General features: G+C 71.9%; 17 protein-coding genes and 2 tRNA genes. 13 read left to right on the top strand and 6 right to left on the bottom strand.

Annotation, left to right across the window (positions count from 1 at the left end):
* Window positions 1-69 precede the first annotated feature (69 nt).
* Window positions 70-702: a disulfide bond formation protein DsbA gene (locus ACIOGZ_RS06985; protein WP_400805330.1), complete on the top strand. Its 633-nt coding sequence runs from the start codon at window positions 70-72 to the stop codon at window positions 700-702.
* A gap of 63 nt (window positions 703-765) precedes the next feature.
* Here ACIOGZ_RS06985 and ACIOGZ_RS06990 read toward each other — a convergent pair whose 3' ends face one another.
* Entirely contained in the window at window positions 766-2,181 is a 1,416-nt protein-coding gene (locus ACIOGZ_RS06990; protein WP_400805332.1) for an amino acid permease, read from the bottom strand.
* A 277-nt stretch (window positions 2,182-2,458) separates the two neighbouring features.
* Between ACIOGZ_RS06990 and ACIOGZ_RS06995 the strand changes: the two genes are divergently transcribed.
* From ACIOGZ_RS06995 to ACIOGZ_RS07010, 4 genes are all read left to right on the top strand, one after another.
* Entirely contained in the window at window positions 2,459-3,058 is a 600-nt protein-coding gene (locus ACIOGZ_RS06995) for a biotin transporter BioY (protein ID WP_400805334.1), read from the top strand.
* Between the two features lie 44 nt (window positions 3,059-3,102).
* On the top strand, window positions 3,103-3,588 hold the full coding sequence (locus ACIOGZ_RS07000; protein ID WP_063347575.1) for a ribose-5-phosphate isomerase: 486 nt from the start codon (window positions 3,103-3,105) through the stop codon (window positions 3,586-3,588).
* Between the two features lie 432 nt (window positions 3,589-4,020).
* Complete coding sequence (locus ACIOGZ_RS07005) at window positions 4,021-5,112, top strand: PP2C family protein-serine/threonine phosphatase (RefSeq protein WP_400332257.1); 1,092 nt, start codon at window positions 4,021-4,023, stop codon at window positions 5,110-5,112.
* 501 nt (window positions 5,113-5,613) lie between these two features.
* Complete coding sequence (locus ACIOGZ_RS07010) at window positions 5,614-5,811, top strand: hypothetical protein (RefSeq protein WP_063347574.1); 198 nt, start codon at window positions 5,614-5,616, stop codon at window positions 5,809-5,811.
* Window positions 5,812-5,845: 34 nt separating this feature from the next.
* On the opposite strand, the gene ACIOGZ_RS07015 is transcribed toward ACIOGZ_RS07010, so the two are convergent.
* Window positions 5,846-6,637, bottom strand: a complete 792-nt coding sequence (locus ACIOGZ_RS07015) for a DUF6348 family protein (protein ID WP_363629180.1) — start codon at window positions 6,635-6,637, stop codon at window positions 5,846-5,848.
* A gap of 210 nt (window positions 6,638-6,847) precedes the next feature.
* Here ACIOGZ_RS07015 and ACIOGZ_RS07020 point away from each other — a divergent pair, with 210 nt between their 5' ends.
* On the top strand, window positions 6,848-7,420 hold the full coding sequence (locus ACIOGZ_RS07020; protein ID WP_400985135.1) for a hypothetical protein: 573 nt from the start codon (window positions 6,848-6,850) through the stop codon (window positions 7,418-7,420).
* Window positions 7,421-7,529: 109 nt separating this feature from the next.
* On the opposite strand, the gene ACIOGZ_RS07025 is transcribed toward ACIOGZ_RS07020, so the two are convergent.
* Window positions 7,530-7,600: transfer RNA gene (locus tag ACIOGZ_RS07025), tRNA-Gly, on the bottom strand.
* 157 nt (window positions 7,601-7,757) lie between these two features.
* On the opposite strand from ACIOGZ_RS07025, the gene ACIOGZ_RS07030 reads away from it, so the two are divergent.
* The 5 genes from ACIOGZ_RS07030 (at window position 7,758) to clpX (ending at window position 12,661) form a co-directional block, all read left to right on the top strand.
* Window positions 7,758-7,831, top strand: a tRNA-Pro gene (locus ACIOGZ_RS07030).
* Between the two features lie 294 nt (window positions 7,832-8,125).
* Window positions 8,126-9,520 carry a trigger factor gene (gene tig, locus ACIOGZ_RS07035; protein WP_400985136.1) on the top strand — a complete coding sequence of 465 codons (1,395 nt, stop codon included), beginning with the start codon at window positions 8,126-8,128 and terminating at the stop codon, window positions 9,518-9,520.
* A gap of 265 nt (window positions 9,521-9,785) precedes the next feature.
* Window positions 9,786-10,403: an ATP-dependent Clp protease proteolytic subunit gene (locus ACIOGZ_RS07040; RefSeq protein WP_360211667.1), complete on the top strand. Its 618-nt coding sequence runs from the start codon at window positions 9,786-9,788 to the stop codon at window positions 10,401-10,403.
* Between the two features lie 56 nt (window positions 10,404-10,459).
* Window positions 10,460-11,122 (top strand): ATP-dependent Clp protease proteolytic subunit, encoded by a 663-nt coding sequence (locus ACIOGZ_RS07045; RefSeq protein ID WP_350886164.1) that lies wholly within the window; start codon window positions 10,460-10,462, stop codon window positions 11,120-11,122.
* A 249-nt stretch (window positions 11,123-11,371) separates the two neighbouring features.
* A complete protein-coding gene (gene clpX / locus ACIOGZ_RS07050; protein WP_063347569.1) occupies window positions 11,372-12,661 on the top strand; it encodes an ATP-dependent Clp protease ATP-binding subunit ClpX in 1,290 nt (429 codons plus the stop codon).
* Between the two features lie 97 nt (window positions 12,662-12,758).
* Here clpX and ACIOGZ_RS07055 read toward each other — a convergent pair whose 3' ends face one another.
* Window positions 12,759-13,541 carry a hypothetical protein gene (locus ACIOGZ_RS07055; RefSeq protein ID WP_363586431.1) on the bottom strand — a complete coding sequence of 261 codons (783 nt, stop codon included), beginning with the start codon at window positions 13,539-13,541 and terminating at the stop codon, window positions 12,759-12,761.
* A gap of 101 nt (window positions 13,542-13,642) precedes the next feature.
* Window positions 13,643-14,518, bottom strand: coding sequence for a hypothetical protein (locus tag ACIOGZ_RS07060; RefSeq protein WP_400985138.1), 876 nt, complete (start codon window positions 14,516-14,518; stop codon window positions 13,643-13,645).
* 186 nt (window positions 14,519-14,704) lie between these two features.
* On the opposite strand from ACIOGZ_RS07060, the gene ACIOGZ_RS07065 reads away from it, so the two are divergent.
* On the top strand, window positions 14,705-17,344 hold the full coding sequence (locus ACIOGZ_RS07065) for a valine--tRNA ligase (protein ID WP_363369869.1): 2,640 nt from the start codon (window positions 14,705-14,707) through the stop codon (window positions 17,342-17,344).
* A 316-nt stretch (window positions 17,345-17,660) separates the two neighbouring features.
* Window positions 17,661-18,182 (top strand): hypothetical protein, encoded by a 522-nt coding sequence (locus tag ACIOGZ_RS07070; protein ID WP_363586429.1) that lies wholly within the window; start codon window positions 17,661-17,663, stop codon window positions 18,180-18,182.
* Window positions 18,183-18,204: 22 nt separating this feature from the next.
* On the opposite strand, the gene ACIOGZ_RS07075 is transcribed toward ACIOGZ_RS07070, so the two are convergent.
* Complete coding sequence (locus tag ACIOGZ_RS07075) at window positions 18,205-19,743, bottom strand: chitinase (RefSeq protein WP_400985140.1); 1,539 nt, start codon at window positions 19,741-19,743, stop codon at window positions 18,205-18,207.
* Between the last annotated feature and the right edge of the window lie 101 nt (window positions 19,744-19,844).

Genomic DNA, 19,844 nt, shown 5'->3' on the forward strand with positions numbered 1-19,844 from the left:
GGGCGGGTGTTGACGCGTGGGGGTGGCACGCCTGCCTGCCTCGTCATCACCTCACGAAGGACGACAGCCGTGACGACTGCCGCTGAGCGCAAGACCGCCGACTTCTGGTTCGACCCGGCCTGCCCGTGGGCGTGGATGACGTCCCGCTGGCTGATCGAGGTGCAGCAGTTGCGTCCGGTGGACGTGAACTGGCACGTGATGAGCCTGTCGGTGCTGAACGAGGACCGCGACCTCCCGGAGAACTACCGCGAGCTGCTGGACAACGCCTGGGGCGCGGTGCGGGTGTGCATCGCGGCCGCCCGGGAGCACGGCGACGAGGTGCTGGGCCGGCTTTACACCGAGCTGGGCCTGCGCTTCCACAACCAGGGCCTGCCGCAGAACCGGGAGACGGTCGAGGCGGCGCTGGTGGCCGCCGGGCTTCCCGTGGAGCTGGCGGACGCGGCCGGCACGGACGCGTACGACGAGGCCCTGCGCGCCTCGCACAAGGAGGGCATCACCCTGGTCGGCGAGGACGTCGGCACCCCGGTGATCGCGGTGGAGGGCGTGGACGGCGAGCGGGTCGCCTTCTTCGGCCCGGTGGTCACCCCGGCCCCGAAGGGCGAGGCCGCGGCCCGGCTCTGGGACGGCACCCTGCTGGTGGCCTCCACCCCGGGCTTCTACGAGATCAAGCGGACCCGTACGGCGGGCCCGTCCTTCGAGTAGCGCGGGGCGCGCGAAGGGCCCGGTACCGCAGCAGGCGGTACCGGGCCCTCGTGCGTGCCGGGGTCAGCGGGCGGCGGCCGCGTCCCGCCGCTGCTTGACCAGGCCGGCGGCGCTCAGCAGCGCGACCAGTACCCCGGCCGCGTACAGCTGCTGCCGGTTGCCCTCGGTGGTGGTCATCAGGGCGAGGATGCCGGTGACGGCGGCCATCGCGATCCAGGTCAGGTACGGGTAGCCCCACATCTTCACGGTGAGCAGTTCGGGCGCCTCGCGCTCCAGCCGGCGGCGCATCCGCAGCTGGACCAGGCAGATGAACAGCCAGACGACCAGGATGGCCACGCCGGTGGTGTTCATCAGCCAGGTGAAGACGGTCTCCGGCCAGAACTTGGCGGCCAGCACGGCGCCGAAGCCGAACAGGCAGGAGGCCAGCACGGCCCGGCGCGGCACCCCGCCGGAGATCTTGGCCAGCGCCCGGGGGCCCTGGCCGCGGCCGACCAGCGAGTACGCCATCCGGGAGGCGCCGTAGATGTTGGCGTTCATCGCGGAGAGCAGCGCGATCAGCACCACCACCTCCATGATCGTCCCGGCGCCGGTCACCCCGAGGTGCCGCAGCACGGTGACGTACGGGCCGTCGGTGACCACCGCCGGGTCCTTCCAGGAGACCAGGGTGACGACCAGGGCCATCGAGCCGATGTAGAAGATCGCGATCCGCCACACCGCCGTGCGCACCGCGTTGGCGACGTTCTTGCGGGGGTCGTCGGACTCGGCGGCGGCGATGGTGACGGTCTCCAGCCCGCCGTAGGCGAAGACCGAGGCGAGCAGGCCGACGATCAGCCCGCTGACCCCGGTGGGCAGGAAGCCGCCCTGGCCGGTCAGGTTGGTCGCGCCGGGGGCGCCGGGGCCGATCACCCCGGCGATGCCGAGCCCGCCGAGGACCAGGAAGGCGACGATCGCGGCGACCTTGATGGTGGCGAACCAGAACTCGAACTCGCCGAAGTTCTTCACCGCGGTCAGGTTGCTGGCGCAGAAGAAGACCATGAACAGGCCGACCCAGACCCAGGAGGAGACGCCCGGCACCCAGCCGTTGACGATCTTCCCGGCGGCGGTGGCCTCGGCGGCGACGCCGCAGCACAGCATCACCCAGTACATCCAGCCGGCCGTGATCCCGGCCCAGGGGCCGATCTCCTTCTCGGCGTGCACCGAGAACGACCCGGAGGCGGGGCGGGCGGCCGACATCTCGCCGAGCATCCGCATGATCAGCATGACCAGCAGGCCGGAGAGGGTGAACGCCAGGATGATCGCCGGACCGGCGGCGGCGATACCGGCGCCGGAGCCGACGAACAGGCCCGCGCCGATCACCCCGCCCAGCGCGATCATCGACAGGTGGCGCTGCTTGAGGCCGTGCGCGAGCTGCTGGCCGGTGGCCGGGGCACCGTCGGCGTCGGTGGTCCCGGACGCCTTGGGCGCGGAGGTGGGGGCCATAGGGCTGGATCCAGACTGTGCGGAATGCGGCATGAGCTGTCCAATATCCGGTGACACCTCTGTTCATGCCAAGAACGGGGACCCCGGGCCCACCATGCGGACCACGCGGTGACGGAACGGGTCCGACCGGTGACACGGCGTCGGTACGGGCCGGAATGGGCCGGTTCCGACAACGGTCGAGGGCGGGGCTTTGTCCGAAACCGTGGCGGTGGCGTAGTGGATCACCACGTAGGTTCACAGGTGTTCACTCACCTGAGCACCCCACAGGAGACCCCCGATGGCCACTGCCACCACCCCGATACCGCGCCGCGCCGTCCTCGCCGACCTGCTGCCCGCCGCCACCACCCGCCTCGGCGCCCAGGCCCGCGACCTGGCCCTGGTGGCCGGCGGCGCCGCCCTGACCGGCGTGGCCGCCCAGCTGTCGGTGAACATCCCCGGCTCGCCGGTGCCCGTCACCGGCCAGACCTTCGCCGCCCTGCTGGTCGGCACCGCGCTCGGCGCCCGCCGCGGCGTCGCCTCGCTCGCCCTCTACCTGCTGGCCGGCCTGGCGGGGATGCCCTGGTTCGCCGAGGGCACCTCCGGCTGGACGATGCCCTCGCTCGGCTACGTGCTCGGCTTCGTCCTGGCGGCCGGCCTGACCGGCGAGCTGGCCCGCCGCGGCGCCGACCGGACCCCGGTGAACACCGCCGGCACCATGGTCCTCGGCAGCCTCGCCATCTACGCGGTCGGCGTCCCGTACCTGGCCCTGTCGCTGCACGTCCCGCTCGCCCGGGCGGCCGAGCTCGGCCTCTACCCGTACCTGGTCGGCGACGCGCTGAAGGCCGTCCTCGCCGCAGGGGCCCTGCCGCTGGTCTGGAAGCTCGCCGCGAAGCGGTGAGCCCCCTGCCGGGCCCGGGCGCACGCGCATGCCACACTCATGGCATGCGCGTGTACCTGGGCTCAGACCATGCCGGATACGAACTGAAGAACCACCTCGTGGAGTGGCTCAAGGAGGCCGGCCACGAGCCGGTCGACTGTGGGCCGCACATCTACGACGCCGAGGACGACTACCCGCCGTTCTGCCTGCGCGCCGCCGAGCGCACCGCCGCCGACCCGGAGGCGCTGGGCGTCGTCATCGGCGGCTCGGGCAACGGTGAGGCGATCGCCGCCAACAAGGTCAAGGGCGTGCGGGCGGCGCTGGCCTGGAGCGAGCAGACCGCCGGGCTCGGCCGCGAGCACAACAACGCCAACGTGGTCTCCGTCGGCGGCCGCATGCACACGCTGGAGGAGGCCACCAAGTTCGTCGAGGTCTTCCTCAACACCCCCTACAGCGGCGAGCCGCGGCACACCCGCCGGATCGAGATGCTGAGCGAGTACGAGACCACCGGCGAGCTCCCGCCGATCCCGGCCCACCACCCGCAGGGCTGATCCCTCCCCCCGTCCACCCTCCGTCGGTCGGCCGCGTGCTCCACGCGGCCGGCCGCCGCCGTTCCCGGGCCCGTACGGCTGTGTCATCGGCCACAGGGCCGGGCGCGCCGACGCCGGTACGCGTGGGGCGCGTGCGCCGCCCGCGTGGTTCGTACGCCCAACCGGCGCACGCCTCCTGACGCCGCGCCCGCCGTCGCGGCGATCGGCCGAAACCGGCTGACGGACCCGCGCCACGGCACACCCGCTCGCGTCCGGCCCGTCGACGCCGGGCGGTGCCCGTGGATAGGGTCGGGCCCCATGGCTGGCAGACCGCCGGGCGCACCGCCCCAGACGACTGCGACGAGGCCCGGCGCCGCCACGGCGTCCGGACCCGTGACGGCCCGGTTGCGCAGGAGGCTCCGCCGGGTCCGCCGAAGGCTGCGCACGGCCGGTGTGGACTACTTCCGCGGCGGCGCCGCCGACTGGCCGGTGCTCTGCGCGCTCGCCCTGCTCGTCCCGCTGCTGATCCTGCTCAACATCTGGATCCCCGCCTGGGCCCCGCCCACCGCGCTGGTCCTGCCGATCCTGGCCGGCGCGCTGCTGCTGCGCCCCGGCAGCCTGGTGGTGCTGTACGCGCTGGCGGCGCTCGGCCTGTCCGCCGAGTCGGTGATCCACACCGGCCAGCGGGTGGCCAGCGAGAACCCCGAGGCCTACATCTACGGCGTCACCCCGGGCGCGGCCCTGGTGGTCGGCGCCGCCGGGGTGGGCGGCCTGCTGCTGGCCCAGTTCCGGGCCCGGGTCGGCGTGCCCTGGTGGGGCGGCTCGACCATGCTGTTCGACCTGCGCGAGCGGCTGCGGGTGCAGAGCCGGGTGCCGGAGCTGCCGGACGGCTGGCACGCCGACATGGCGCTGCGCCCGGCCGGCGGGCAGTCCTTCTCCGGGGACTTCGTGGTCGCCGCCCGCACCGGCCCGGGCCAGCGGCTGCTGGAGGTGGTCCTCGCGGACGTCTCCGGCAAGGGCATGGACGCCGGCTCCCGCGCGCTGCTGCTCTCCGGCGCCTTCGGCGGCCTGGTGGGCTCGCTGCCCGCGCACGACTTCCTGCCCGCCGCCAACGGCTACCTGCTGCGCCAGTCCTGGGAGGAGGGCTTCGCGACCGCCGTCCACCTGGTGCTGGACCTGGACACCGGCGAGTACGAGCTGCTGTCGGCCGGGCACCTGCCGGGGATGCAGCGGCTGGCGGGCGCCGGGCGCTGGGAGGTCAAGGAGGCCGAGGGCCCGCTGCTCGGGATCTACGACGGCGCGAAGTTCGACGGCGTGCGCGGCCGGCTGAACCGCGGCGACGTGCTGATGCTGTGCACCGACGGCATGGTCGAGGAGCCGGGCCGGGACCTCTCCGAGGGGATGGACCGGCTGATGGGGGAGGCGGACCGGCTGGTGCCCGGCAGCGGTCCGGGCGCGGGGGCCGGTGCGGCGGCCGCGCTGATCGAGACGGTGGCCCGGGACATCAACGACGACCGCGCGGTCCTGCTGCTCTGGCGCGACTGACGCCCCCTCGGCCCGGCCGTCCGTCACCGGACGGACCGGCACATGCCGCGGGCGCGTGCTGTCAAGCCGGGCAGCCGATCTTCGGCCAAATCGGCCGCCCCTTCGGCTGACCGGACCTGCGGCTTCCGTTACCCGCCCCCGGCCGCCTTCCGGCCGCTCAGCGCCGCCCCGCCGACGATTCGTCAGAACGACTCCGCTATCGTCCCGGTCGGCGGAAACTCGTCTCGCATCGCAGGATATCGGCGTTGGGCTGACTGTCAGACCTTTACGCAATCGGCACGGTCGACCACACTGAGTCCGGGCGGGACTGTTCAGGATTCGGGGGATGGGGGGCGTCACGTGCGGCACGGCAGACAACGTTCGACCGCGCCGGGCTCCCTCGCCGGTGGTGTGCCGGTCGATCCGCGATTCCGCCTCGGGACCGTCGGACAGGCCGGGGTCCGGCTTCGCAGGTGCCGCCGGGCGGCGGCACCACGCTATGAAACGAGGAAGTGAGTCCGGGTGGCACTCTCCGTCTCCGCGCTGGTCCTGTTCGCAATCCTGTGCATCATCTTCATCCGCAACAAGCAGCTGAAGATCGCGCACGGCATCATCGCCGCCCTGTTCGGCTTCATGCTGCACGAGACCACGGTCGCGGGCTCGATCAACTCCCTGCTGGCGAACCTCGCCCACAGCATCTCGGGCATCACCGGCGGCTGACCCGGCCGGGCCGTCCGCGACCCCCGCGAGGGGATCACCGGCCGGCCCGTCTGGCCTCCCGCCAGCGAGCGAACAGTCCCCGGGGGCGGGCCGCCGCCTGGGCGGGGGCGCGCATCGGCGCGGGTGCCGCGGCACCCGCCGCGGCGGCCTGCCCCGGCGCCGCCGAATCGGCCGTCAACAGCACGAACAGCCGCGCCCAGCACAGTCGTTCGCCCCGCGGCCAGTCCATCGCGCGCAGCGCCGCCGACGCGGCCTCCGACACCTCGCCGTCGACCCGGACCTCGGCGACGTCGTCGCCCGCCTTCCCGCCCAGGAAGAGCTTCACCCCGACCGGACCCGGCCCGGCCAGCTGCGGCCGCAGCGCGGGCGCGAGCGCCGGCAGCACCCGGTGCTCGGCGAGCCAGCCCGCCAGGTGCTCGTTGCCGAAGCCGAACACCGCCGCCGGCCCCTGGACGGCGTGCCAGCCCTGGAGTTCGGCGTGGTCCGCGTGGTCGGCGTGCACGCCGCGCCCGTCCGTCAGTTCGACCAGCACCGAGGCGGTGGTGGTCGCCCACATCTTCACCGCGTTGGCGAGCTTCTCCTCCTCGGTCTTGCCGAGGCCGGCCGCGCAGTCCCACACCACCGGGGCGTCCGCCCGGCCCAGGTGCAGCACGTAGCCGAGGTCGACGTGGCCGGCGCCGTCGTCCCCGGGGTGCTCGCGCACCGCCACCGCCGTCGTCCCCGGGCCGCGCACCACCTCGCCGTCGGCGGTGAACTCCTGCCCGAGGCGTGCCATCTCCCGGACGACACAGCGCTGTATGACGGCCAGCCGCTCCTGGGGACGCACCGGGACTCCTCCACCTCGGAGCGCGGCGGGTGAGCTCCCGCTCGAACTGCGCTCGAACGCCGCCGAGGCTATCGGCCCGGCAGCCAGGCGGGAAACCGTCCGGCCTCCCCGGTTCTCCAGTCGCGGAAATGTCTGGAATGCACCACTTTGGGAAGCGGAACCGCCCTGTGGCCGCCGGCCGGGGCCCTGCCGCCCGCCTGGAGAGCCCGCATGACCCGCACCGCCCCGACGAGGCCGTCATCGCTCCCGACGGCCCCTCCGCCCCCCCTTCCGCCCCTTCTGGCGGGCCCGGACGGCTCCGGCCTGGCCGCCGAGATCGAGGCCTACCTCGCCTCGCTGCCCGCCCTCGCGCGCCACCCGGTGCCGTACGTCTGCCCCCACGGCACCACCGTGCGGCCGTGGTGCGCCGGCCACCCGGCGCCCCGGGCCACCCTGCTCGACCGGGCGCTGCGCCGCCCGGCCCGCCCGGTGCCGGTCAGCGCCGCCGACCACCTGCGACTCGCCTCCCGCTACATCGGCGCCCACGGCTGGCTGCAGGGCGCGATGTGGGACGCGCGCGGACGGGTCTGCCTGCTCGGCGCCCAGGCCGCCGTCCTCGCGCACGGCTACGGCACCCCGGCCACCGTGCGCACCGCCCGGGTCCAGCTGATGGAGGTGCTGCACGCGACCGGCCGCCCGGCGCGCTCCCCGGACGAGTACAACGACCGCCCCGCCACCCGGGAGGCCGACGTCCACCGGCTGCTCGACCGGGCCGCCGCCCGGGCCGCCCGGCTCGGACTCTGAACCGGCCCTCCTGGCCTCCGCCCCCGGACGCCGGGCTCGCGGGGCCGCCGGGCCGCCCGGAAACGCCAACGGCCCCGGTGCGTGGAGACGCACCGGGGCCGGGCCGATGAGCGGGCGACGAGAATCGAACTCGCGTGACTAGTTTGGAAGACTAGGGCTCTACCATTGAGCTACGCCCGCGTGATCCCCCGGTCGTTGCCGGCCGGAAGTTCGGGGGACAGCGTACCCGGTCCGGCCGCTTCCGCGCACACCGGATTCTGCGCGCGCTCCCTCGGACCGCCCCCGAATATGTCGGCGAGCCGCCAGGGCCCGACGTGTACGCTTCCTCTCGGCACCACGGGGTGTGGCGCAGTTTGGTAGCGCGTCCGCTTTGGGAGCGGAAGGCCGTCGGTTCGAATCCGGTCACCCCGACAGTGCGGCAGGGTCTCGTCCACCGTGGCGGGGCCCTGTTCTGTTCGGGCCCGATGGTGGCGCCTGGCGTCCGCCTTTCGTGGTACCGGTAGGATGGGGCGCTGGCGGTAGTCCCTGCGGTCTCAACCCAGGTCAACCGCACGAGGGCGAGGAGTCACTCTCACCGTCCACCCCCCACGGGAGATGCAGCTCCAACCCTTCATCGCCCGTCTCGCCCGACCCACTCGTACGGCCTCGGCCGGCGGCCGGGAACGGCGGAGGCAACCTGACCGCAAGCCCATAGGAGACCTAACCGTGAAGAGCGCCGTCGAGACTCTGAACCCGACCCGGGTTCGACTCACCGTCGAGGTGCCCTTCGAGGAGCTCAAGCCCAGCCTCGACGCGGCGTACAAGAAGATCAACCAGCAGGTCACGGTTCCGGGCTTCCGCAAGGGCAAGATCCCGGCTCGCGTCATCGACCAGCGTTTCGGCCGCGGTGCCGTGCTGGAGGAGGCCGTCAACGACGCCCTGCCGCGCTTCTACACGCAGGCCGTCGACGAGGGCAAGATCGAGGTCCTCGGCCAGCCCGACATCACCAACATCGAGGGTGTCGAGAAGATCGCCGATGGCGGTGACCTGAAGTTCACCGCAGAGGTGGACATCCGTCCGGAGATCACCCTTCCGGACTTCGCCTCCATCGAGGTGACCGTCGACCCGATCGTCGTCTCCGACGAGGACATCGAGAAGTCCCTGGAGCAGCTGCGCGAGCGCTTCTCCTCGGTCAAGGACGTCGAGCGCGCCGCGGCCGCCGGCGACATCGTGGTCGTGGACCTGATCGCCAAGGTCGACGGCGAGGTGCCGGAGGACGGCACCGCCAACGGCGTCAGCTACGAGATCGGCTCGGGCCGCCTGATCGACGGCATCGACGACGCCGTGACCGGCCTGGAGGCCGGTGGCACCGCCACCTTCTCCACCGAGCTCAAGGGTGGCACCCAGGCGGGCCAGACCTCCGAGGTCACCGTCACCGTCACCGCCGTCCAGGAGAAGGAGCTGCCCGAGCTGGACGACGAGTTCGCCCAGCTGGCCAGCGAGTTCGACACCCTGGAGGCCCTGCGCGACGACTCCCGCAAGCGCCTGGAGCGCATGAAGGAGTACGACCAGGCCACCCAGGCCCAGGAGAAGGTGCTGGACGCCCTGCTCGGCCTGGTCGAGATCGAGTTCCCGGAGAAGCTCCTCAAGGACGAGGTCGAGACCCGCAAGCACAACCTGGAGCACCACCAGCTCCAGCCGATGGGCCTCGACATCGACAGCTACCTGGAGACCCAGGGCAAGACCCGCGAGGAGTGGGACGCCGAGATCGAGGAGCAGGCGAAGAAGGGCATCAAGACCCAGTTCGTCCTGGACCAGATCGTCGCCGACGAAGAGCTGGGTGTTAACCAGGAGGAGCTGACCGAGCACCTCATCCGCCGCGCCGCCGGCTCGGGTCTCACCCCGGACCAGTTCGCGCAGCAGGTCGTCCAGGGTGGCCAGGTGCCGCTGCTGGTCGGCGAGGTCGCCCGCGGTAAGGCGCTGGCCACCGTGGTCGAGGCCGCCAAGGTCGTCGACACCGAGGGCAACGAGGTCAACTTCGACGACGAGGACGAGACGGCCGACACCGTCGAGGCCCCGGCCGCCGAGGAGACCGCCGCCGAGGAGAAGACCGAGGCCTGAGTGCCCCGGTAGCCCCTGAGGTCTGCGACGGGCCCGGACGCCGTACGGTGTCCGGGCCCGTCGTCGTCCCCCGGGGCGGGCCCGACCCTGCGCTCACAGCGAACAGTTCTGCGTGAGGGATTCTGCGGCCCGGCCTGCGCGTTAGGGTCCTTGGACAGCACCAATCACACCGTGATACCCGGAAGCTGTGCGACATCGTGACGGCCGTGGAGCGACCGTCCAAATCGACTGAGCAGGTGGCTAAGTGACGTTCCCGCAGATGCAGATGCCTGGCCCGATGGCGCCGCACGCCGCCTCTGGTGACGTGCTCGGCGGCCTGGGCGACCAGGTGTACAACCGGCTGCTCAACGAGCGGATCATCTTCCTCGGCCAGCAGGTCGACGACGACATCGCCAACAAGATCACCGCCCAGCTGCTGCTGCTGGCCGCGGACCCGGAAAAGGACATCTTCCTTTACATCAACTCCCCGGGCGGTTCGATCTCGGCGGGCATGGCGATCTACGACACCATGCAGTACATCAAGAACGACGTCGTCACCATCGCGATGGGCATGGCGGCCTCGATGGGCCAGTTCCTGCTGACCGCCGGCGCCAAGGGCAAGCGCTTCTCGCTGCCGAACGCCAACATCCTGATGCACCAGCCCTCCGCCGGCCTCGGCGGCTCCGCCACCGACATCCGCATCCAGGCCGAGCAGCTGCTGCGCACCAAGAAGCGGATGTCCGAGCTGATCGCCTTCCACAGCGGCCAGTCCTTCGAGCAGATCACCAGGGACTCCGACCGCGACCGTTGGTTCACGCCGGAGGAGGCCCTGGAGTACGGCCTGATCGACGCGATCATGCACAGCGCCGCGGACGTCCCCGGCGGCGGCGGCACGGGCGCCTGAGCCTCGGCCCGGCCCACGAGACCACAGCCACAACGCCCCGGAGGACAAGAACCCCCATGAACATCCCCAGCCTGTCGGCCGCCCAGGCCCGCGTCGAGGACATGCGCGCCGAGGGTCGCTACATCGTCCCGCGCTTCGTCGAGCGCACCACGCAGGGCATCCGCGAGTACGACCCGTACGCCAAGCTGTTCGAGGAGCGCATCATCTTCCTCGGCTCGCAGGTCGACGACGTCTCGGCGAACGACATCATGGCGCAGCTGCTGTGCCTGGAGTCGATGGACCCGGACCGCGAGATCCAGATGTACATCAACTCGCCCGGCGGCTCGTTCACGGCCCTGACGGCCATCTACGACACCATGCAGTACGTGAAGCCGGACATCACCACGGTCTGCATGGGCCAGGCGGCCTCCGCCGCGGCCGTGCTGCTCGCGGCCGGCACCCCCGGCAAGCGGATGGCGCTGCCGAACGCCCGCATCCTGATCCACCAGCCGTACACCGAGACGGGCCGCGGCCAGGTGTCCGACCTGGAGATCCAGGCCAAGGAGATCTTCCGGATGCGCGAGCAGCTGGAGCAGATGCTCTCCAAGCACTCCAACAAGCCGGTGGAGCAGGTGCGCGAGGACATCGAGCGCGACAAGATCCTCACCGCCGAGGAGGCCCTGGAGTACGGCCTCGTCGACCAGATCATCTCCACCCGCAAGACCTCGCTGACCTCCTGAGGCCGGCACCCTCCGAGGCGGGGCGCGCATCCTGCGTGCGCGCCCCGCTCCGGTTCGTCGGCGGCCTCCGCAACGGCATCTGTTCGGTATCAATTCGCCCAGGGCGTAGGGCAGACCCGGCGAAGAGGACGGAATCAGGGGCCCGGCAGAGTACCGTCGGATAGCGAGACCGATCGCCGTCGGCGTTGACGGTCCACAGCACCAGGCCCCGGAACCCCTGCGGGGCCCCTGGCGAAGGGGAAGCACCTCGTGGCACGCATCGGAGACGGTGGCGACCTGCTCAAGTGCTCGTTCTGCGGCAAGTCGCAGAAGCAGGTGAAGAAGCTGATCGCCGGCCCAGGCGTGTACATCTGCGACGAGTGCATCGACCTGTGCAACGAGATCATCGAGGAGGAACTCGCCGAGACCTCCGAGGTGCGCTTCGAGGAGTTGCCGAAGCCGCGGGAGATCTACGAGTTCCTGGACCAGTACGTGGTCGGCCAGGACCTCGCCAAGAAGGCGCTGTCGGTGGCGGTCTACAACCACTACAAGCGCGTCCAGGCCGGCGAGGCGGGCCGCAGCGGCGGCAACGGCCGCGAGGACGCCATCGAGCTGGCCAAGTCCAACATCCTGCTGCTGGGCCCCACCGGCTCCGGCAAGACGCTGCTGGCGCAGACCCTGGCCCGGATGCTCAACGTGCCGTTCGCGATCGCGGACGCCACCGCGCTGACCGAGGCCGGGTACGTCGGCGAGGACGTCGAGAACATCCTGCTCAAGCTGATCCAGGCGGCCGACTACGACGTCAAGAAGGCCGAGACCGGGATCATCTACATCGACGAGATCGACAAGGTCGCGCGCAAGAGCGAGAACCCGTCGATCACCCGGGACGTCTCCGGCGAGGGCGTGCAGCAGGCGCTGCTGAAGATCCTGGAGGGCACCACCGCCTCGGTGCCGCCGCAGGGCGGGCGCAAGCACCCGCACCAGGAGTTCATCCAGATCGACACCACCAACGTGCTGTTCATCGTCGGCGGCGCGTTCGCCGGCCTGGAGCGGATCATCGAGGGCCGGGCCGGCGCCAAGGGCATCGGCTTCGGCGCCAACATCCGCTCCAAGCGGGAGTCGGACGCCAGCGACCACTTCCGCCAGGTGATGCCCGAGGACCTGGTGAAGTTCGGCATGATCCCCGAGTTCATCGGCCGGCTGCCGGTGATCACCAGCGTGCACAACCTGGACCGCGAGGCGCTCCTGCAGATCCTCACCGAGCCGAAGAACGCGCTGGTCAAGCAGTACCGCAAGCTCTTCGAACTGGACGGCGTGGAGCTGGAGTTCTCCCGGGACGCGCTGGAGGCGATCGCCGACCAGGCGATCCTGCGCGGCACCGGCGCGCGCGGCCTGCGGGCCATCATGGAGGAGGTGCTGATGTCCGTGATGTACGAGGTGCCCTCGCGTCAGGACGTCGCCCGCGTGGTGGTCACCGGGGACGTGGTCTCCAAGCACGCCATCCCCACCCTCGTCCCGCGCGACATGATCAAGCGCGAGCGGCGCGAGAAGAGCGCCTGACCCGCGCCCGCCGTATCCGAAAGGGCCCCGCACCGACCGGTGCGGGGCCCTTCGGCGTTTCCCGGTGCCCGGAGGGTCACCGGCGGTTCCCGGTGGACTACTTGGGGACCTCGGCGACCGCGCGCAGGTCGCGGGTGTCGGCGGCGAGCTTGTCCAGGTCCGGCTTGGCGCTCGGGTCGGCCACCGTCATGACCATCACCAGGCCGCTGCTGTCGGCCCAGGAGCAGATGCCCATCGTGGTCCCGGCCTCGCTCTCGCCGCCGACGACCGCGGCGCACTCCATCGCGCCGCCCTTGGGGCCGGCGTCCACCACGTGCCGGTCGCTGAGCTTGCGACCGGTGGACGCCATGCCCTGGAACGCCTGGTCCAGTTCCTGCTTCGGCGCCAGGACCTTGCCGTAGCCCCCGAACACGACCAGCTGAGGCTCCGACTGCGCGTTCTGGTAGAGGGCGCCCACCCCGGTGGGGTTCCAGTTGCCGTCGCCCTTGCCGAAGCTGGAGGTGAGCCCCTTCTCCAGGGTGTCGGCGACCTGGGGGTCGTCGCTCTGGCGCAGGTCCTTGAACGTGGCCGGCAGGACGATCTTCTGGGTGCCCGCGTTGCTGGCGACGTCGTAGACGAAGTAGGCGAGCGTGCCGCCGCCCAGCAGGACGAAGGCGCCGACGACGCCGAGCACGGTCCAGAGCGTCTTGCGGGACTTGCGCGGCGGCGGTACCGGCGGGTAGGCGCCGTACCCCGGGTAGGCACCCGGCTCGCCGACCGGCGGGTAGCCGGGCGGCGGGCTCTGCGGCGGGATGCCGCCGTAGCCCGGCGGGGCCGGCGGGGGCGGCGGTGCGTCGTGTCCCGGCTGCGGCGGGGGGCCGTAGGGGTTCTGCTCGGTCACGCGAGGCCTCTCTGATGGCGATGCCCGGGTGCCGCCCGGCGCGGCCGGTGGCGGCGGGGACGTGGTGCTGACGTGTGGTGACGCGGCGGGGCGGTGCCCGGTTACTTGGCGACGACCATGGCGTCGCGGATCGCCCGGGTCCTGTCCGCGGCCTGGGCCGGGGTGAGGCCCTGGCCGCCGCCGGTCAGGCTGATCTTGCTGAAGGTGATCCGGCCGGTGGTGGACTTGTCCGCCCACACGCAGACGGTGGGCCCGGCCTTGCCCGCGATGACGCCGGCCACGCCGCAGGCGAGCTTCGCCGAGGAGCTGTGGCCGTCCTGCGCCGGGAAGTCCGTCAGCGGCGTGGTCCAGGTCAGCCCGCCGCTGTCCTTCTTCGAGTCGTCGATGATCTGGCCGGGGTCGTTGAGCTCCCCGTAGACGCCGACCACGGAGAGCGTGTCGAGCGCGTCGGAGCCCTTGCTGTAGCTGGCCGCCAGCACGCTGAGGTTCTTGCCGAACTTCGCCGCCTCGGGCTTGGCCGGGTCGACGGCCTCCTCCTTGGCGGACTTCTGGGTGTAGCCGTCCGGCAGCGACTGCGGCGCGGAGATCTTGTACTGGCCGCCCTGGTCGTCGCCGAGGAACTTCCACGCGGCGAAGCCGCCGCCGCCCAGCACCAGCGCGCCCACGACCAGGCCGACCACCAGGCCGGTCCGGCCCTTCTTCGGCGGCGGCGGGTAGCCCGGCTGGCCGTACGGGGCCTGCGGCGGGTAGCCGTACGGGGGCTGCGGGGCGCCGTACGGCTGCTGCGGGGCACCGTAGGGCGGCTGGGGAGCGCCGTAGGGCTGGCCGTCCTGCGGCGGGTAGCCGTACTGGGGCGGCTGCTGCGGGGCGCCGTAGGGCGGCGGTGGCTGCGGCGGGCCGTACGGGGGCTGGCCCCCGTGCGGCTGAGGCTGTCCCTGCGGTTGTCCCTGCGGATACTGCTGGCCCTGGCCGTACATCTGCGTCCGTGCTCCCCCGCCGCACCCGCGGCCTGTCGTCGTGTCGTCCCGGGGTCCGTGCGGACACCGGACGAGTGCCCGGGAACGGTACCGTACGGTGTCCGCCACCGAGCCGATCGGGCGGGTCGCGTCCGCGCGGCGAAAGCGGTTCGTAACACGTGCCCGCGGTTACGTAAACTGTGCGTCGTGACCGACACGACGAACCAGCACCCCGTGAGCACCTTTGCCGGGGACGAAGCAGCAACTCTCCCGACGACCTACACCCCCGCGGACGTAGAGGGCGAGCTGTACGAGCGCTGGGTAGAGCGTGGCTACTTCACCGCGGACGCCAAGAGCGACAAGCCCCCGTTCACCATCGTCATCCCCCCGCCGAACGTGACCGGGGCCCTGCACCTGGGCCACGCCTTCCAGCACACGCTGATGGACGCCCTGACCCGCCGCAAGCGGATGCAGGGCTTCGAGACGCTCTGGCTGCCGGGCATGGACCACGCGGGCATCGCCACCCAGAACAAGGTGGAGCAGCAGCTCGCCGAGTCGGGCCTGTCCCGCCACGACCTGGGCCGCGAGGCCTTCGTCGAGAAGGTCTGGGAGTGGAAGGAGAACTACGGCGGCCGGATCCTCGGCCAGATGCGCCGCCTGGGCGACGGCGTGGACTGGTCGCGCGAGCGCTTCACCATGGACGAGGGGCTCTCGCAGGCCGTTCAGACCATCTTCAAGCGCCTCTTCGACGACGGCCTGATCTACCGGGCCGAGCGCATCATCAACTGGTGCCCGCGCTGCCTCACCGCCCTGTCCGACATCGAGGTGGAGCACGAGGAGGTCCCCGGCGAGCTGGTCTCGATCCGCTACGGCGAGGGCGAGGACTCGATCGTCGTCGCCACGACCCGGGCCGAGACGATGCTGGGCGACACCGCCGTGGCCGTCCACCCGGACGACGAGCGGTACCGGCACCTGGTCGGCCGGACCATCAAGCTGCCGCTGACCGACCGTGAGATCCCGGTCGTCGCGGACGAGCACGTCGACCCGGAGTTCGGCACCGGCGCCGTCAAGGTGACGCCCGCGCACGACCCCAACGACTTCGCGATCGGACAGCGCCACAACCTGCCCAACCTGAGCATCATGGACGAGCGCGGTGCGATCACCGTGCACGGCCCCTTCCTCGGCCTGGACCGGCTGGAGGCCCGCTCGGCCGTGGTCGGCGCGCTGCGCGAGCAGGGCCGGATCGTCGCCGAGAAGCGCCCGTACATGCACTCGGTCGGCCACTGCTCGCGCTGCCACACCGTGGTCGAGCCGCGGCTGTCGCTCCAGTGGTGGGTCAAGGTCGAGCCGCTGGCGAAGGCCGCCGGCGACGCCGTGCGCGACGGCAAGGTGGAGATCCACCCGAAGGAGCTGGAGCGCCGCTACTTCGACTGGGTCGACAACATGTACGACTGGTGCATCTCGCGCCAGCTGTGGTGGGGCCACCGGATCCCGGTCTGGTACGGCCCGGACGGCGAGGTCGTCTGCGTCGGCCCGGACGAGCAGCCGCCCACCGGCGAGGGCTGGCACCAGGACCCGGACGTCCTGGACACCTGGTTCTCCTCCGGCCTGTGGCCGTTCTCGACGCTCGGCTGGCCGGAGCGGACCCCGGAGCTCGAGAAGTTCTACCCGACCGACGTCCTGGTCACCGGCCACGACATCATCTTCTTCTGGGTCGCCCGGATGATGATGTTCGGCCTGTACGCGATGGACGGCGAGGCGCCGTTCAAGACCGTCGCCCTGACCGGTCTGGTCCGCGACGAGTTCGGCAAGAAGATGTCGAAGTCCTCGGGCACCGCCGTGGACCCGCTGGACTGGATGGACGCCTACGGCGCCGACGCCGTCCGCTTCACCCTGGCCCGCGGCGCCAACCCGGGCGCCGACGTGCCGATCGGCGAGGACTGGGTCAAGGGCTCGCGCAACTTCTGCAACAAGATCTGGAACGCGACCCGCTTCGCGCTGATGAACGGTGCCACCGTCGAGGGCCCGCTGCCCGCGCCGGAGCAGCTCACCGCGGTGGACCGCTGGATCCTGTCGCGACTGAACGCCACCATCGCCGAGGTGGACGCGCTCTACGACGGCTACGAGTTCGCCAAGGCCTCGGACGCGCTCTACCACTTCGCGTGGGACGAGGTCTTCGACTGGTACGTCGAGCTCTCCAAGACCACCCTGGCCAAGGGCGGCCCGCAGGCCGACGCCGCGCGCCGGGTGCTCGGCGAGGTCCTGGACACCACGCTGCGGCTGCTGCACCCGGTGGTCCCGTTCGTCACCGAGGCCCTGTGGACGGCGCTGACCGGCGCCGAGTCGCTGGTGGTCGCCGACTGGCCGACGGACGGCGGGTTCCGTGACACCGCCGCCGAGGCCGAGATCGCCACGCTGCAGCAGGTCGTCACCGAGGTCCGCCGGTTCCGTTCGGACCAGGGCCTGCAGCCCGCGCAGCGCGTCCCGGCGAAGCTGGAGCTGGACGGCACCGTGCTGGCCGTCCACGAGGACGCGATCCGCTCGCTGCTGCGGCTGACCGTCCCCGAGGAGGGCTTCGCGGCCACCGCCTCGCTCCCGGTCGCCGGCGCCACCGTCGCGCTCGACCTCTCCGGCACCATCGACGTCGCGGCGGAGCGCAAGCGCCTCGCCAAGGACCTCGCGGCCGCCGAGAAGGAGAAGGCGCAGACCACGGCCAAGCTCGGCAACGAGGCGTTCCTCGCGAAGGCGCCGGACGAGGTGGTCGCCAAGATCCGGGGCCGTCAGGAGGCCGCCGAGGCCGACATCGCCCGGATCACCGCCCAGCTCGCGGCGCTGCCGCAGGGCTGAGCCCGTACCGGTCCGTGAGGGGCCGCACTCCGCGACGCGCGGGGTGCGGCCCCTCCGGCGTTTCCGGGCGGCTCGGCCGGGCACGGCGGCGGTGTTCTTTTTGCTACGCCTAATAGCCCAGCAACATTGCTCCCTTCCGGCGAATATTCATCCTGGACCGGGTGAGGTCCTATTCCTTCCGAATTCATTCCGGTCTTGCCCGCGCGGGTTCGCGGAAGTTTGCAGGTCGGATGTGTACGGTGTGCACGGAGTTTCTGACGGGTGTTTCTGCTGAGCGTTCCTGCTGAGCCGACGGACGGGAGGGCATGGCGTGGTGGTGACCGAGGAATTGGCCGAAGAACTTCCTGCCGAGGCGGTGGAGGAGGCCAAGGCCAGGGCGGCGACCCTGCTGCTGGCGTTCCGCCACGGCAACCAGCTCGCCTTCGACCACGAGCTGGACCTGCTCCTCGCCGAGCGCGCCGAGCGCGAGGTGACCACCCTGCTCGCCTGGATCGCCGCCGAGGCCGTCCGCAAGGCGTACGCGCCCGAGGTCGGCGACCGGGTGCTGCGGGCGATGGCCCGGCGCGCCCCGGCCGACAACGGCGCGGTCGCGGTGGACGAGGAGAGCGCGGACGCCGCCCGGCTGATCGAGGCGGTGGCCGCCGGTGAGGTGGCCGAGGTGCGCGGCCTGGTCGCCTCGACCGCCGACACCACCTTCCTGCTCGGCGGTCTGCTCCAGGGCGTCGCGATGATGCTGCCGCTGCTGCCCGAGGGCGAACTGGCCGAGATCACGGCCGAGTTGCGCCGCCGGCACGGCGGGCCCGCGGCACACGTCCCGGAGGCCCGGGCCGGGGTCTGAACCCCGGTCCGGGCAGGGGGCGTCACGGCATGGCGTGCAGGTGCGCGCCGATGGTGCCCGCGACCGGGTTGCCCGCCTTGGCGTCCCAGTTGGTCGACCAGGTCATCGCCCCGCCGATGCCCGGCCAGGTGGTGTCGGGTTTGTAGCTGCCGCAGTTGGTGCCGGCGGCCAGGCAGTCCAGCGCGTTGTCGACCACGCTCGGGCTGACGTACCCGCCGCCCGCCGCGCTGGTGGAGGCCGGCACGCCGAGCCCCACCTGGTCGGGCCGCAGCCCGCCCTTGAGCTGGATGCAGGCCAGCCCGGCGAGGAAGTCCTCGGTGCCCTGCGAGTAGACGTTGCCGTCGCAGCCGTTCATCGCACCGGAGTTGTAGTACTGCATGTTGACGATGGTGAGGATGTCCTTCACGTTCAGCGCCAGCTTGAAGTACTCCATGCCGGTCGACTGCATGTCGATGGTCTGCGGCGCCATGGTGAGGACGAACCCGCTGCCGCTCTTCGCCGCCAGCGAGTGCAGCGCCTGGCCCAGGTAGGCGGCGTTGACGCCGTTCTCCAGGTCGATGTCGACCCCGTCGAAGCCGTAGCCTTGCATCAGCGCCCACGCGGTGCTCGCGAAGTTGGCCGCCGAGGTCGGGTCGCTCACCGACACCGTGCCGTTCTGCCCGCCGACCGAGAGCACCACCTTCTTGCCGGCCGCCCGCTTGGCCGCGATGTCGGCCTTGAACTGGGCGTCGGTGTAGCCGCCGAGGCGGGAGGAGAGGGCGGGGTCCAGGGTGAAGCCCAGCCCGCCCGGTGTGGTGGTGGCGTCGGCGAAGGAGACCGCGATGATGTCGTAGGCGGCCGGGACGTCGCTGATCCGCTGGACGGTGGCGCCGTTGTCGAAGTTCTGCCAGTAGCCGGTCAGGATGTGTTTGGGCAGGCCGGGAGGCTTGCCGGTCGAGGTGGCGGTCGGGCTTGCGGTGCCGGTGTCCGTGGGGGAGGGGCTGCCGGTGCCGGTGGGGCTCGGGGACGTGGTGGCGGTCGGGCTCTGGGAGGGCTGCGGTCCGCCCGGGCCGATCAGCGAGACGTCGTCGGCGAGGAAGGCGGGCTGCCCGTACCAGCCGTGCAGGTAGACGGTGACGCTGGTGGTGCGCGGGCCGGTGGTGAAGCCGGTGCTCAGCTGGGCCCAGCCGGTGGAGTTCGTCCAGGTGCCGGGGTCGGTGCCGCCGGTGCCGCGGGCGCCCAGGTAGACGTACGAGCCCTGGACCCAGGAGCTCAGCGTGTACGTCGAGGAGGGCTGCACGGCGACGGTCTGGGTGCACTCGCCGGTGTCGCCCGAGCCCGGGGTGGACTGCAGGGCGTAGCGGCCGGAGTGCACGGTCGCGCTCTGGACGGCGCCGTTGCCGCAGGACCAGCCGGACAGGGTGCCGGTCTCGAAGCCGCCGTTGGCGATCAGGTCGGGGTCGGCGGCCTGGGCGCCGGTGCCGGTGGCGAGGGCGAGCCCGCTCAGGCCGAGGGCGACGGCGCAGGCCCCGGCGAGCAGGGTGTGGGCGGCGCGTGGGCGCCGGTGTCGGGCAGGTGGCATGACTCCATCTCCTGTGGGGGGAGGCCCGGCGGCGCGCCTGGGTGGTGGGGGTGGAGCGCCGTCCGGGGTGTTGATGGTGCGCGTGCGGGAGCTACCGACAA

This window comes from Kitasatospora sp. NPDC088160 (assembly GCF_044741445.1).
GTDB lineage: Bacteria > Actinomycetota > Actinomycetes > Streptomycetales > Streptomycetaceae > Kitasatospora.

Excerpts from the sequence above, each read along its gene's own strand:
- ACIOGZ_RS06995 (WP_400805334.1), top strand. The coding sequence starts at position 2,459 with ATGGCCACTGCCACCACCCCGATACCGCGCCGCGCCGTCCTCGCCGAC.
- ACIOGZ_RS07040 (WP_360211667.1), top strand. The coding sequence starts at position 9,786 with ATGCCTGGCCCGATGGCGCCGCACGCCGCCTCTGGTGACGTGCTCGGC.
- ACIOGZ_RS06990 (WP_400805332.1), bottom strand. The coding sequence starts at position 2,181 with ATGGCCCCCACCTCCGCGCCCAAGGCGTCCGGGACCACCGACGCCGAC.
- ACIOGZ_RS07020 (WP_400985135.1), top strand. The coding sequence starts at position 6,848 with ATGACCCGCACCGCCCCGACGAGGCCGTCATCGCTCCCGACGGCCCCT.
- ACIOGZ_RS07000 (WP_063347575.1), top strand. The coding sequence starts at position 3,103 with ATGCGCGTGTACCTGGGCTCAGACCATGCCGGATACGAACTGAAGAAC.
- ACIOGZ_RS07060 (WP_400985138.1), bottom strand. The coding sequence starts at position 14,518 with ATGTACGGCCAGGGCCAGCAGTATCCGCAGGGACAACCGCAGGGACAG.
- ACIOGZ_RS07045 (WP_350886164.1), top strand. The coding sequence starts at position 10,460 with ATGAACATCCCCAGCCTGTCGGCCGCCCAGGCCCGCGTCGAGGACATG.
- ACIOGZ_RS07075 (WP_400985140.1), bottom strand. The coding sequence starts at position 19,743 with ATGCCACCTGCCCGACACCGGCGCCCACGCGCCGCCCACACCCTGCTC.